We start from the raw sequence: 13,815 nt of genomic DNA on the forward strand, positions 1-13,815 counted from the left end.
GACACGGTGGGAGGCAGCGCGGAGATACCGCCTACGCCGAGAACGACAATGGCCCCGGCTGCGCCGTGCGCCGGCCAGGACCTTCAGGAGAGCCGACAACGGGAATCGAACCCGTACCCTCAGCTTGGAAGGCTGATGTTCTGCCATTGAACCATGCCAGCATGCACGATATCGGGCGCCTAAAGGAAGTCCCAACCCCCTGCGCGGGAAACATTATCAGATCGTGATATAGGAGTGTTGGAATTTTTTTGGCCACCTGTTGCCTATCCCTTGCGAGCTGTGCTTGCACGAGCTCCGTGGGCGCCTTTCGTTCCGGCCCCTGCTACGCGCACAACGTCGATGAGTTGCGAGCGGAGGAGCGCGAGAGGCTACTGATCACGCAGGAAGCAGGATCTTCTCGACGTCCTGAACGAACGTGCTCGACGCGGCCGGGTACAGCGGGCAGCCCTGCCGTGGCTGTCTTGCTCCACTGTGCGGAGCGGACCGATTCGGATGGTGTGCTGGCCTAACGCAGTGCTGCTCGGATGGCCGCCCGAGCGGATCGTGGGGATGTACGGGAGTGCTTTGGCGAGCCGAAGCTGTTTCTGGTGTCGCCGCCACGGCGCGTGGAAGCTGGACGACTACCTGATCGCGTCGTGTGGTGCGACGGTGCATGTCTTCTTCCTGTGGAAGCTGTCGCAGTGAATTCGACCGTGGTACCGAGTATCACGGCCTGGATTGGCAGATCACCAGTGATGCCGCTCGGGGATGGGCGGCGACGGTGACGGGGTGCCTGCGAATAGGATTTCGGGGTTGACGACACCGAGTCAGTACGTTGCCGGATCCCAAACGTAGAACGGCAGCGGCAGCACCAGAGGGAGCGTGATGCTGCCCATCGGGCTGTAGAGGTCGAAAGAATCCTTCGTGCCGACCAAGTCGACCAAACTTCCGGCACCCTCGAACGCACCCAAGGACCGCACAAGTTGGTGCCTGTTGCCCGACGGGTCAAGCTGATAGACCGCGGTGACGCCGTGCCATGATTTGCAGTAGATGTCGGCCGTTCCGAACGGGCTGAGCACGGGATCCGTTGTAAGAGTTGCAGGCTCCCACGGGAGGCGGAAGCGGTCACTGCACGGTGTCCACTCCAGTCCCCCGGACCCGGTCTCCTCAGCGGCTGCTGTCGGCGCGGAGATGATGCCCATCCCGACCGCCAACAGAACGCCAGCAACAACGAACCGCGAACGCTTCATCCGACCAGCCTCCAATTACGTAGTGGTTGGTCTTCTTTTCGGTGCGGCGTTCGATTACGTTACTCACGATGGACGTAGATCCCAACAATCTTCCTTGCCTCGAGGGGTCCTGGCCGCGTTGAGTGCGGACGAGCCCGAAGCCCGCCTGACGCTGGGTTGGGAGGCCCCGCTGCGGCACGCCACGTTCTACAAGGCGGTCTACCCTCCAGCGGTGCTTCCCGACGAGAATCAAAGCAAGCGCTGTGATGGTGGCTGCAGACCAATCCTGGCTGACTCTGCCAGGTCCTTCAGGAGAGCCGATGACGGGAATCGAACCCGCGTTCTCAGCTTGGGAAGCTGATGTTCTGCCATTGAACTACATCGGCGGTCACGATATCGGGCGCCCCAATGGCAGGCCCGACACCCTGCGCCGGAAACATTATCAGATCGTGATCTAAGAGCGGCGGCGGCACACCCGGAGTTCACGGGAACTGGCAACACCGGACGCAGGCTGCGTCGACGCACGACCCGATCGCATTTCAAGCCTGGTCGGGTGAGCCGGTGGACACCCGCACCGATCTGCTGCTCCCTATGGCTATCCATACCCGATAGCCTCTACCTGTGCTTCTCTCCGATCGCGATATCCGTGCCGAAATTTCCACTGGTCGCCTTGCCATCAGCCCGTTCGATGATTCGCTAATTCAGCCGTCGAGCGTGGATGTGCGTCTCGACAGCTTGTTTCGTGTGTTCAACAACACTCGGTACACGCACATCGACCCGTCTCAGCGACAGGACGAGCTGACCACGCTCGTGGAGCCGACGAAGGGGGAGCCGTTCGTTCTGCACCCGGGCGAGTTCGTGCTCGGCTCGACCCTCGAGGTGTGTTCGTTGCCCGACGACCTGGCGGGACGGCTAGAGGGCAAGTCATCGCTCGGACGTCTGGGATTGCTGACGCACTCGACGGCCGGCTTCATCGACCCTGGCTTCACCGGACACATCACGCTGGAACTTTCCAACGTCGCGAACCTGCCTATCACGCTCTGGCCTGGTATGAAGATCGGTCAACTGTGCCTGCTGCGGCTGTCGAGTGCGGCGGAACACCCATATGGCAGTTCGGCCGTGGGCTCCAAGTATCAGGGACAGCGGGGGCCGACCCCGTCGAAGGCGTACCTCAACTTCATCCAGGGGTGAGGTCGAGGTAGCCTCCTTTCGACCGGCTGGTGTCAGCTGCGGTTCCAGTCTCGGCTCGCGACCGGGAGCAGAATCGTCGCAGCGGCCAAGCCGAACAGAACATGTTCCACGATAAATGTGGGGTATCCGACCATCGAGGCCATGTTCGAGATCGGGTCACCACCGGAGAAGATCGCGGCAGCCAGGGGCAATCCCATCCAGGTACTCACAGCAAAGACGATCAGTCCGTAGGCCGCACCAGCGGCGATGAGCCAAGCTCCATGCAGCCTGGTCAACCGTGCAATCAGGGCCAGGATCGCTCCGTATGCGGCGCCAACCATCATGTGGATCACCACGCCCACAACCGCCGGCCCCGGCGTGAAGTAGAAGTAACTGCCAGACATGGCACGTTCCATCGAGGCCATCATTGCGTCTGGGGACGTGAGCGAGGATGCGATGTGATACAGCGGGGTGAAGAACCCGCTGTTCTGGTAGGTGGCAGCCGCGATCATGGCGTACATCGCCATCACCAACGCCGCGCCGACACCGGCTACAGCCCCGATTGCAGCGGTTCTCTCGAGTTGCGCACGAACTGAAACACTATGTCCTGGAACGTTGTTTGTTGCGTGGGTCGCCATGAAATCGCTCCTTTGCGCTCGGATGCACGCGCGGCGCGGTGCTGCCAAGGAAACCCGCGAGGTGCCGTACATACTTCCCGCGTTCTCGACGGCGCGTTCTGACGGAAGAAATGCGACCCCTACCTACGTTCGCGAGACCTGCGACTTCGCCCATGATTCCCCCCAATCCGGCATGCTCGTAGGAGATAATCGGAAGCGCAGCGCATACCCGCGCGGATCTGAGGAGGAGCCGTGAACATTGCCCTGTGGATCGTCGCAATCGTGCTGGCGGTTGTATATCTCGCCGCCGGACTGATGAAGGTGGCGGTGCCGTACAAGAAGCTCACCGAGAACCCGAATATGTCCTGGGCCAGGGATTTCTCCCCCAATTCGGTTCGCGCGATCGGTGTGGCCGAACTTCTCGGCGCGATCGGTGTGATTCTTCCCCAAGCCACAGGTATCGCGGAGGTCTTGACCCCGCTGGCAGCAACCGGACTGGCGATCGTTCAGGTGGGGGCAATGATCTTCCACATCCGGCGCAAGGAACTTCAGGTACTGCCGGTGAACATCGTGCTGCTGTTGCTGGCAATATTCGTCGCGGTTGGCCGATTCGCAAACTGGGGTTGAGTCGACCGTTCGGGATCGTGGGTTCCAAGTGATTGGAAGCAGGAGGCCTGATGAAGATCGACTTTACGCCGGACCCGAAGCTGTATCCGTTCACCTCGCACTGGTTCGACAGCCCACATGGACGGATGCACTACATCGACGAAGGCACCGGTCCGCCGATCCTGTTCTGCCACGGTAACCCGACATGGAGCTTCCTCTACCGCAATATCATCACCGGACTACGGGATCGGTTCCGGTGCATCGCGGTTGACTATCTCGGATTCGGATTGTCGGATCACCCTGAGGCTTTCGGATACACCATCGAAGAACATGCGTTTGTCGTCGGCACACTCGTCGACCACCTCGAGCTGGACGGGTTCGTGTCATTCGGTCAGGACTGGGGAGGCCCGATCAGCATGGCCGTCGACACTGCCCGCGCCGATCGGGTGCGCGGTGTGGTGTTGGGCAACACGTGGTTCTGGCCCGCGAACAGCCCAACCATGAAGATGTTCAGCAGGGCGATGTCAAGCCGTCTCATGCAGCGCGCAATTCTGAACGACAACTTCTTCGTCGAGCGTCTCATGCCTGTGGGAGTCTCGCGTTCGCTCCGGCCCGGAGAGATGGCGCACTACCGGAAGGTGCAACCCTCGCGGGAGGCGCGCAGGGGCGTAGCGGAAATGCCCAAGCAAATCCTGGCAGCCCGTCCAATGCTCGAGCGTCTCTCCCGAGACGTGCCTGCCAAGCTCGGAGCAAAGCCGGCCCTGATCGTCTGGGGCATGAAGGATTTCGCGTTCAAACCGAAGAACATGATTCCCGGTGTCCAGGCTGCCTTCCCCGACAACGTCTTGGTCGAGTTGCCCGACGCCAACCACTACATCCAGGAGGATGCTCCCGATCGAATCGCCGAGGCGATCGTCAGACGTTTCGGCTGAACTCAGGAAGCCGCAGATCTATCTCCGGTTATTCGGGAACGAGGCCCGCGATGGAGCAGTCACCGAGCGACTCTATCGGGCAGATTCCAACTTCTTCGGTCCCGACAGTATCCAGCGGTGCCCGAAGGGGTCGATGAGCGTTGCGGTACGTCTACCGAAGTTCTCCGAGACCCCGCGCTCGACGGTGCCCCCGGCATCATGGGCCCGCTCGAGCACTGTATCGGTGTCGTCGACGGGCAGAACCAGGGTCACACACGTCGCGCCGGATTCGGGCGCGGTCAACCCCATATCCGGGAACTCCTCGGCCAGATAGATCATCCCGGTCTGCAGGCGCAGCTCGCTGTGGCCGATGTTGCCGTCGTCCAGAACGAATGGTTCACCGACCAGTTCGGCGCCGAATGCCCTGCAATACCATTCGATGGCTTCACTTGCCCCGCGGACTGTCAGGTACGGCAGGGCGCCCGGTGCTGGAAAATCTGTCATGGGGTGAACCTATCCCCAGCCTCCGACAAGCCGATCCGCGTAATCGGTTGAAGGTGAGAAGGAAGCTGGGTCATGACGCCTTGCGTGAACGGATGAAATCCCTACACGTGAGCCACTGGTCAGATCCCGAGAGCCCTTTCTAGGGTGTGTAGTTCGTGTCCCAGCCGGCTCGGGATGGATTTGAGGTCCGGCACCGCGCTGCGGCAGCCGATGACGCCGAACGAGATTTCGTCGTCGTTGCTAGTGCAGGTGATGTTGAGGCCCTGGCCGTCGACGGGTGCCGACAACGAATGGAGGGCGTCGAGGCGTGCGCCGTTCCAATAGAGCTGTGAACGGGGACCGGGCACGTTCGAGATGATCAGATTGAACGGCGGCCGCAGCCACGTGTTGTGCCCGAAGACCACGTTTGCAGCGAGGCCGGCCATGCCGAGAGCGCTCATTGCGAGAATCTGTGTGGAGGTTCTCGAGGCGTACGCCTCCTTGCCCTCGCGCATCGACTTGCGGATGGTCTCGAGTCGATCCGCTGGTTCGGCGAGGTGGGTTCCGAGGTTGCACATAAGCACCCCAACGTTGTTGCCGCTCGACTCTTCACCCTGATTCGTCAGAGCCACCGGGACCATCGCGATCAGCGGATCGGAGGGCAATGCGTCTTGATCCTGGAGGTAGCTGCGGAGCGCTCCCGAGGACATCGCGAGTACGACGTCGTTGATGGTGGAATCTGACAGCTTGGCGACGAGACGGAGGCGCTCGAGCGACCATGACTGGGCTGCGAACTGACGGGCGCTCGTGATGGGTACGTTGAACGGAGTCTTCGGGGCGGGCAGGGTCAGCGGCCCACCCTGATCGCGAAGGGCGCGCGATACAGTTCCGGCGAGGGCGGGCACGAGTCCGGCGACTTCGCCGACGGCGCCGCGTGCGGCGCGGAGTGCCGAGCCGGGGATGCTCGATGCACTCGACGAATTCGTCGATGGTGCAGGTGCGGGCTTCTTGTGACGCTGTTGCCACATGGCGGGCATGTTCCGTTCTTCGGCGTCGTCGCTGAATGCTCGGCGAAGCATTTTCATGGAATTGACACCGTCGGTGACAGCGTGGTGAATCTTGGCGTAGATGGCGAAGCGGCCGTCACTCAGCCCCTCGATCAGGTGCATCTCCCACAGAGGGCGATCGCGGTCGAGTAGTGACCCATGTAGCCGCGAGCACAACGTCATCAGTTCGGCGTCGCCGCCGGGGGCGGGCAGGGCGGCGTGCCGGACGTGGTGATTCAGATCGACATCCACACTCTCCCAACCCCACTGGCCCAGCGTGGTCAGAGAACGGCGGGCACGTCTCGAGAGCTGGGGCTGGAGGAGTCCGTCACCGTCGGCCACTGCGCGGTCGAGCATGGCGAACATGTCATGAGCGTCGACCCCTTCCGGTGGCTGGAATATTTCCAGGCTGCCAACATGCATCGGGTGTTCGCGGGACTCGGCCAGAAGGAACATCGAGTCGACGGGGGACATGGGAAGCAGCATGAGGCCCTTTCTGCCGCCGAAGACGTCTTCGGCGGATTACGCGAGAGTCGGTCTGAAGTGTGGAGATTACTGGATGTGACGATATTCCGAATTGTCGGAATAGCCATCAGGGTAGAACCAATGGACCACTGAATCGATGACAAATCACGAAGGAGCGACGCACGTGTTTTTACAGGCTTCGGGTGAGGCGTGCCACTGGACATTCGTCCAATCTTTCAGATGTCACTCGGCCGGTGACAGGTAACGACCTCTTTCGTGACACCATCCCGAATTATGGCTGCGCACTATCGAATTCATTCTCGCAAATTCTCCCGAGGCCGATAGGTCAGAACGCTGGTAAGAACGGTGGGGTGAAGAAGCCATGGGCAGTTGTCAAACACGTGCCGGTCGGAGGGCCTGCACTGCTCGGCGCTCTCTTGGAAGAGCGGAGCATCCGCTACATCGAATACCCCATGTATGCGTCCTCGGAACTTCCGTCGATCTCTGACATCGGTGGCCTGGCAGTTATGGGCGGACCGCTGCATGACTCGGATGATTTCCCGTATGAGCATCTTCCGCGGGAGCGAACCCTCATCAGGGAGTCCGTGACGGCAGGACTGCCGATGCTCGGGATCTGTCTGGGCGCGCAACTTCTCGCGTCCTCGTTCGGTGGTGAAGTTTGGAGAGGCAGCCGCCCCGAGACAGGCGCGGGGCGTGTGACGGTGACCGAGGCTGGGGAGCGCGATCCGGTATTCGGTTCGGTCGGCACCGATCTCCCCGTCGTGCACTGGCACCAAGACACATTCGAACTCCCGGTTGGCGCCCTCCAACTGGCATCGGGTCAGATGTTTGAGAACCAGGCATTCACGATCGGCCCCCGGGCGTACGGGTTGCAGTTCCATGCGGAACTGACACGCGACCAACTGCCGATGATGCAGGCTGAGATGCCCGAGGGGACTGCGCCTTCCGGAGAGCACATGGACGAGGTGGAAGCGGTCGGGCGGATCCTGGTCGGTTCGTTCCTCGATCTTGCCTTGGGCTGAGGACAATTGTCTGAGAGGTCACCGATGAGTTTGAAGTACGTCGGTCGGCAGCGTCGCCGAACCCGGCGGTCAAGCTCTCGATGACGAAGTCAGTGCGAGCACGCCGCTACAGGTGCGCCCTGGGTGGCCGGGCCCAGCACACGCGCGACCTGTTCCTCGCTCAGCCCCAACTCGCGAAGCCGGCCACAGGCCACATCGACTTCGATCAGCCCGGCGTCGATCTCGTCGCGCAGGCGGCTCACCTCGTCGAGGATCATCTCCGCTTCCTCGATCGCCTCCATTATCTGGCCAGGCCGAGTCTGGAGCACGGCAAGGAGTCGGTCGCGGGCGTCGGTACTGAGTCTGGTGACAAGCTCCCGCTGATTTGCCGACGCCTGGTTCCTGCGGCTGTGGATCTCCGCCGACCTGATTGGCGCAGTGTCGGGATCGGTTGCGTAGTCGTCGACGGATGCATAGTCGGGTTCCCGGACGGACTCCTGCTCGTCCGACAGGTCGATCGTGCGACGCAGCGGGCGGTTGGGTAGCAAAAGGACGGCGACCAGGGTGAGGGCCGCGAAAGCGGCGGCAATCAGGAAGATTCGACCGGTCGCGTCACCATAAGCGGCACGGACGACTTCCTGCACCGGAGCGGGTAGTGATGTCAGATTCAGGCTGTCGCCTCCGCTGCTCGAACCAGCCGGAAGACCGAGTTTGGCGAAACCGTCCGCCGACAGGTCGGACACGCGGCTGGCCAGTACCGAACCGAGAACGGAGACACCGATCGCGCCACCGAAGGTCCGGAAGAAGGCGACCGAACTCGAGGCAGCACCGACGTGCTGGACACTGACAGTGTTCTGAACCGAGAGCACGAGATTCTGCATCAGCATGCCGATGCCCAGACCGATGACGGCGATGTAGAGGCTGACCAGAACCAGGTTGGTTGCGTGGTCGATGGTGCCGAGGAAACTGAATCCGATGATGAGCAGCACGGCGCCGCTGACCACGAACGGCTTCCACTTACCGAAGCGTGTGATCAATTGTCCGGATCCGACCGAAGAGATGAGCATTCCGGCAACCATGGGGATGGTCAGCATGCCGGCCACTGTGGGGGTGTAGCCACGCGACGTCTGGAAGTACTGACCCAGGAAGGTGGTGGCCCCGAACATTCCCACCCCCACGGCGATTGACGCGATGATGGCAAGCCCGGTGGTCCTCTCGGTCACGATCTTCAGCGGGATGATGGGAGAAGAGACCTTGGATTCGACGACCACGGTAGCCACCAGCAACAAGATTCCGGCCCCCACGTAGATCGCCGTCTCGCGGGACAGCCATGCGTAGTAGCCGGTTTTGCCTGCAAAGGAGACCCAGATCAGCAGGATCGACACACCGGCGGTCAGCAATGTTGCGCCGAGCCAGTCGATCGAGGTGTCGTCCTTCTTCTCTGTCGTGATGTGCAGGGTGCGCTGTAAGAGGATGAGTGCGACGACGGCGAGAGGCACACAGACGAAAAAGCACCAGCGCCAACCGAGCGGGCTGTCGACCACGACACCACCGAGTAGGGGACCGCCCGACATCGACACCGCCATGACTGCACCGGTGTACCCGGAGTAGCGGCCGCGTTCACGCGGCGAGACGATGCTTCCGATTATGGCGACGACGAGCGCGGTCAGCCCACCCATGCCGATGCCCTGGACCACGCGTGCGGTGAGAAGAACCGGCACGCTGTGCGCGAAGCCCGCGAGGATGGAGCCGATCACGAAGACGACGATTGCGCTCTGGACGAGAATCTTCTTGCTGAACTGGTCGGCGAGCTTTCCCCAGATGGGAGTGGAGGCGGCGTTGGCAAGCAGTGCCGTAGTGATGACCCAGGCGAACGCGGTCTGACTGCCCTCGAGGTCGGCGATGATCGTGGGTAGCGCAGTAGAGACGATAGTGCTGCTCAACAGCGCGGTGAACAGTGCGGCGAGCAAGCCGACCAATGTCTTCAGGATTTGACGGTGAGTCATTCTGCCCGCTTCGACGGCCGCTCCTTGAATCTGTGTTTCAGTCAATGTCTTGTATTCCAATCGGATTCGCGTTTAGTCGAGGATCCGGATGGCCTCGAAACGATCGCCTGTCCGGCCTTGCTGTCACTCTGCACGATCAGGGCGTCGCGAAACACTCGGCAGCGCCCGAGATGCAGATCGAGGATTCACAAGACACTATATACATTGTTAGCGCAAGTAAGTAATTGAGCGGTTGTTGGATTCGTCACAGGCGCCGCCCGAACGATCCGGGACGTCTCTACAGCAGGACGGCCTATGGGCCGATGGCCACTGGGCGGTTCGGGTCGGACGACCACTGTGACCACGACCCCGGATACAGGGCTGCGTCGAAACCGGCCAAAGCGAGTGCGGCGATCTGATGTGCTGCCGTCACTCCGGACCCGCAGTACACGCCGGTCGTGGCGTCCGATTCGACTCCAAGAGTGGTGAAGCGTCGACGAAGTGTTTCGGCGGGGAGGAATCGTCCGTCGGGCCCGAGGTTCTCAGAGGTGGGGGCGCTGAGGGCGTCGGGGATGTGTCCAGCCCTCGGGTCGATGGGCTCGGTGTCTCCCACGTAGCGTTCGACGGCGCGGGCATCGAGGAGCACCCCATGGGTGGCGAGGTTTGCGGCATCGTCCGCCGTCAACGTGGGAAGGTGGTCAGCGCTGAGCACCACGTCACCCGGCGAGCGTGGGAGTTCGTTACCAGATCGGGTGGAGTACCCCGCCGAAGTCCACGCGTCGAGACCGCCGTCGAGCAGTGCCACCTCGGAAACTCCGGCCCAACGCAGCAGCCACCATGCGCGCGCCGCGGCAAGGTTGGCCGTCGCGTCGTATGCCACGACCTGGGTGGTGGATCGGATCCCCCAACGTCGGGCGGCATTCTGGAGGTCTTCGACCGTTGGAAGCGGATGCCGACCGAGCGAGGGTGCCCCGTGCGCGGCCAACTCGTTCTCGAGATCGACGAATACCGCACCGGGAATGTGTGCGTCGAGATAGTGCTGCCTGCCCTCGGTGTCGCCGAGCGCCCAGCGGACGTCGAGAAGTATCGGCGGAGCATCGCCACCTAGCATTTCTGCCAATTCATCGACAGTGACTAGAAGCCCTGTCACGAGTTCTCCTTCCCACCGCCTACCGGGGCGGAATCACACCGGACCGAGACGGCTGGACCAGATCAGCTCACCCCACGGCGCACGGGCGCGCGCCCGTAGGGCTGGCGGACGGGCGGCATGCTCGGCAGCTCCGGAATCGGTTTGGTCACGGGAGAGGAACCGAGAGTGAACTTTCTTCCGTGATGGGCGAGCCGGACCGGGTCACCGGATCTGAGCCGGTAGGTCGCGAAGTTCGCGCGGATGTCCACATGGATTTGACTGCCCCGCACGGTCATCCGGAAGTTCACGTTGGCCAGTTGCGGAGGTATCCGGGGTGCGAACGTGATGTCGCCGCCGTGGTCGCGCATTCCACCGAAGCCGGCGACGCAAGCCATCCACGTTCCTGCCAGCGACGCGATGTGCAATCCGTTTTCGACGTTGGAGTGCAGGTCGTGGAGATCGGTCAGCGCCGCCTCGGCGAGGTAGTCATAGGCGAGTTGAAGCTGGCCGACCTCTGCGGCCATTACCGATTGCGCGCAAGCCGACAGTGAGGAATCGCGCACCGTGAGGGCCTCGTAGTAGGCGAAATTGGCGACCTTCTGCTCATGTGTGAATGCGTCGCCGCGAAGATACATCGCCAGTACCAGGTCGGCTTGCTTCACCACCTGCTTCCGGTAGAGATCGAAATACGGATAGTTGAGCAGCAGCGGGTAGTTCTCGCGTGGGGTGCCCTCGAAATCCCACTCGGCGTGGTGAGTGAAGCCGTCGGATTGCTGATGCACCCCGAGCGCTTCGTCGTACGGAAGACGCATCCGTGCACCCGCATCGCGCCACAGAGCAGCTTCCTCGTCGTCCACGCCGTGTTCACGCGCGAGATCAGGTCTGCGCTCGCACATGGTGGCTGCGTCGTGCAGATTCTTCTGCGCCATCAAATTGGTGTAGACGTTGTTGTCGGCGACGGCCGTATATTCGTCGGGCCCGGTGACGCCGTCGATCCGGAATTCGCCTCGCGAATTGTGGTGGCCGAGAGAAGTCCACAGGCGTGCAGTCTCTATGAGTAATGTTGCACCGCACTCGGATTCGAACTCCTCGTCTTCTGTTGCCGCCAGATATCGGGAGGTAGCGGCAGCAACGGCGGCGCCGACGTGGAAAGCAGCGGTTCCCGCAGGCCAGTAACCGGAGCATTCGTCGCCGTTGATCGACCGCCACGGGAACACCGCGCCCGCCTGGCCCAGCTGCTCGGCACGATTCTTCGCCTGGTCGAGAGTCGAGTGTCGCCAACGCAGTGCATCTCTTGCCGAGTCCGGCACGGTGTAGGTGAGCACAGGAAGGACGTAGGCCTCGGTGTCCCAGAACGCGTGTCCGTCGTATCCAGGACCGGTCAGGCCCTTGGCGGGAATCGCCCGTGACTCCCCGCGCGCACCGGCCTGGAGTACGTGGAACAGTGCGAAGCGGACAGCCTGCTGCAGTTCTGCGTCACCTTCTATCTCGATGTCCGCAGTTTCCCAGAAGAGGTCGAGATACTCGCGCTGGCGGAGCAACAGTTCGGTCCAGCCGGTTTCGAGCGCTCCGGCGAGCGCTCCTTCGACCTGCCCGCGCAGGGCCGGTGTCGACCGCCGCGCCGACCATCCATACGCCAGGTACTTCGTCACCTTCAGACGCTCGCCCTTCGGCACCTCGACCGCGACGGTGAGCCGAGCCAGATCCTCTTCGGTCTCGATGCTGCATCGCCCGTTGGCAGGAAATTCGACCTCGTGGTCCATCCCCGCGGCCATTCGCAGTCCTGAGGCCCTCGTGTGATGGGCGAGAACAGCTCTGTAATCGTGGGCTGCAGCGAAGTCCGCGACCAGCGGATTGTCCAGGGCAGCCGCAACTCGGGGATCGTCGGTGCGAACAGGTAGGGGCTCGTTGGCGAGCAGATCGGATTGCAAAACCAACTCGATGTCGCCGTCGAGTGGCTCGACCTCGTAGCGGACGGCGGCGATGGCACGCGAGGTGAACGACACCAGACGCTCCGAATGGATTCGCACTTGTCTACCGGTCGGGGAGATCCAGTCGGTGGTGCGGCGCAGGGTGCCGGAACGGAAGTCGAGGACCCTCTCGTGGGCCGGAGCGCTCCCATACCGCATGTCCAGTGGCTCGTCGGCCACCAGCAATCGGATGATGCTGCCGTCGGTCACGTTCACGACCGTTTGGCCGTCCTCGGGGTAGCCGTAGCCCGCCTCGGCGTAGGGGAGGGGGCGTTGTTCGTAGTAACCGTTGAGGTAGGTGCCCGGAAGCCCTCGCGGTTCACCTTCCTCGAAGGTGCCGCGAATCCCTATGTGTCCGTTGGAGAGTGCGAAGGTGGACTCTGTAAAGCGCAATGCTTCCAGGTCCAGTCCGCGCCAGCGGAGTTGCCACGGTGAGATTTGGTAGCCCAGGTCGCCCATGCTCATCTCTCCAGGAGGTCGGACAAATCGTTCACTACTACATCGGCGCCGTGGGTCCGCAGAGCCTCGGCTTGATCACTTCGATTGACGCCGACGACGAAGCCGAATTCACCGGCCCGCCCAGCTTCCACCCCGGCCAGTGCGTCCTCGAACACTGCCGCTCGATCGGAACTTACGTCCAGTGCGCGTGCACCCGCAAGGAACGTGTCGGGCGCCGGTTTGCCGCGAAGACCTTGTTCCGCGCTCACCACGCCGTCGATGAGGACGCGTATATACCGGGTGAGACCGGCCGCCTCGAGGACCGCCTTGCCGTTTGCGGAGGACGTGACCACAGCGATCTTCAGCCCGGCCTCGTGTGCGGCGCTGACGTATCGCACCGAGCCGTCGTAGGCGGCAACGCCTTCTTCGTCCATCACCTTCAGCAGCAACGCGTTCTTGGTGCTCCCGATCCCATTGATCGTCGCCGCACCGAGCGGATCGCCAGGGCCCCCCTCCGGCAGGCTGATGCCACGGGACTCGAGGAAGGTCCGGACCCCGTCGGTACGGGGTCGTCCGTCGACATAGTCGAGATAGTCCTCGTCCGAGAACGGCCGAAAGTCTGGGCCCTCACGGTGCTTCAAGAAGTCGTCGAACGTGCGTTTCCACGCCTTCCGATGCAGCACTGCCGTCTCGGTGAGCACGCCGTCCAGATCGAACAAGCACGCAGAGATTTCGTCGGGCAGTCCCATCACGTTCCCGACGGTA

At 62.3% G+C, this 13,815-nt stretch carries 12 protein-coding genes and 2 tRNA genes; 4 read left to right on the forward strand and 10 right to left on the reverse strand.

Annotated features, from left to right (window positions below; genetic code table 11):
- Positions 1 to 90 precede the first annotated feature (90 nt).
- The 3 genes from AB0I57_RS01795 to AB0I57_RS01805 all read right to left on the reverse strand — a co-directional run bounded on the left by AB0I57_RS01795 (position 91) and on the right by AB0I57_RS01805 (position 1,594).
- Positions 91 to 161: transfer RNA gene (locus tag AB0I57_RS01795), tRNA-Gly, on the reverse strand.
- A 645-nt stretch (positions 162 to 806) separates the two neighbouring features.
- Positions 807 to 1,229, reverse strand: a complete 423-nt coding sequence (locus AB0I57_RS01800; RefSeq protein WP_358328983.1) for a hypothetical protein — start codon at positions 1,227 to 1,229, stop codon at positions 807 to 809.
- A gap of 294 nt (positions 1,230 to 1,523) precedes the next feature.
- Positions 1,524 to 1,594, reverse strand: a tRNA-Gly gene (locus AB0I57_RS01805).
- A gap of 235 nt (positions 1,595 to 1,829) precedes the next feature.
- Between AB0I57_RS01805 and dcd the strand changes: the two genes are divergently transcribed.
- A complete protein-coding gene (gene dcd / locus AB0I57_RS01810; RefSeq protein ID WP_358328986.1) occupies positions 1,830 to 2,399 on the forward strand; it encodes a dCTP deaminase in 570 nt (189 codons plus the stop codon).
- 32 nt (positions 2,400 to 2,431) lie between these two features.
- Here the strand turns inward: dcd and AB0I57_RS01815 are convergent, their stop codons facing one another.
- Complete coding sequence (locus AB0I57_RS01815) at positions 2,432 to 3,016, reverse strand: hypothetical protein (RefSeq protein WP_358328989.1); 585 nt, start codon at positions 3,014 to 3,016, stop codon at positions 2,432 to 2,434.
- A 231-nt stretch (positions 3,017 to 3,247) separates the two neighbouring features.
- On the opposite strand from AB0I57_RS01815, the gene AB0I57_RS01820 reads away from it, so the two are divergent.
- Both AB0I57_RS01820 and AB0I57_RS01825 read left to right on the forward strand, forming a co-directional pair.
- Entirely contained in the window at positions 3,248 to 3,622 is a 375-nt protein-coding gene (locus tag AB0I57_RS01820) for a DoxX family protein (RefSeq protein ID WP_358328991.1), read from the forward strand.
- A 50-nt stretch (positions 3,623 to 3,672) separates the two neighbouring features.
- Entirely contained in the window at positions 3,673 to 4,533 is an 861-nt protein-coding gene (locus AB0I57_RS01825) for a haloalkane dehalogenase (RefSeq protein ID WP_358328994.1), read from the forward strand.
- 72 nt (positions 4,534 to 4,605) lie between these two features.
- Here the strand turns inward: AB0I57_RS01825 and AB0I57_RS01830 are convergent, their stop codons facing one another.
- Both AB0I57_RS01830 and AB0I57_RS01835 read right to left on the reverse strand, forming a co-directional pair.
- Entirely contained in the window at positions 4,606 to 5,016 is a 411-nt protein-coding gene (locus tag AB0I57_RS01830) for a VOC family protein (protein ID WP_358328997.1), read from the reverse strand.
- Between the two features lie 119 nt (positions 5,017 to 5,135).
- Positions 5,136 to 6,527 (reverse strand): wax ester/triacylglycerol synthase family O-acyltransferase, encoded by a 1,392-nt coding sequence (locus AB0I57_RS01835; RefSeq protein WP_358329000.1) that lies wholly within the window; start codon positions 6,525 to 6,527, stop codon positions 5,136 to 5,138.
- Positions 6,528 to 6,877: 350 nt separating this feature from the next.
- Between AB0I57_RS01835 and AB0I57_RS01840 the strand changes: the two genes are divergently transcribed.
- Positions 6,878 to 7,549: a type 1 glutamine amidotransferase gene (locus AB0I57_RS01840; protein WP_358329003.1), complete on the forward strand. Its 672-nt coding sequence runs from the start codon at positions 6,878 to 6,880 to the stop codon at positions 7,547 to 7,549.
- 89 nt (positions 7,550 to 7,638) lie between these two features.
- On the opposite strand, the gene AB0I57_RS01845 is transcribed toward AB0I57_RS01840, so the two are convergent.
- The 4 genes from AB0I57_RS01845 to AB0I57_RS01860 form a co-directional block, all read right to left on the reverse strand.
- A complete protein-coding gene (locus AB0I57_RS01845; RefSeq protein WP_358329006.1) occupies positions 7,639 to 9,534 on the reverse strand; it encodes an MDR family MFS transporter in 1,896 nt (631 codons plus the stop codon).
- Positions 9,535 to 9,826: 292 nt separating this feature from the next.
- Positions 9,827 to 10,663 carry a sulfurtransferase gene (locus AB0I57_RS01850; protein ID WP_358329009.1) on the reverse strand — a complete coding sequence of 279 codons (837 nt, stop codon included), beginning with the start codon at positions 10,661 to 10,663 and terminating at the stop codon, positions 9,827 to 9,829.
- A gap of 62 nt (positions 10,664 to 10,725) precedes the next feature.
- The gene (locus AB0I57_RS01855) at positions 10,726 to 13,077 is read right to left on the reverse strand and encodes a glycosyl hydrolase family 65 protein (protein ID WP_358329012.1); all 2,352 of its coding nucleotides are present in this window, start codon (positions 13,075 to 13,077) and stop codon (positions 10,726 to 10,728) included.
- Positions 13,074 to 13,799, reverse strand: a complete 726-nt coding sequence (locus tag AB0I57_RS01860) for a beta-phosphoglucomutase family hydrolase (RefSeq protein ID WP_358333037.1) — start codon at positions 13,797 to 13,799, stop codon at positions 13,074 to 13,076. Before AB0I57_RS01860 ends, AB0I57_RS01855 begins: the two co-directional genes overlap by 4 nt.
- Positions 13,800 to 13,815: the final 16 nt, after the last annotated feature.

The organism is Rhodococcus sp. NPDC049939 (genome assembly GCF_040656415.1).
In the GTDB taxonomy this organism is placed as follows: domain Bacteria; phylum Actinomycetota; class Actinomycetes; order Mycobacteriales; family Mycobacteriaceae; genus Rhodococcus_F.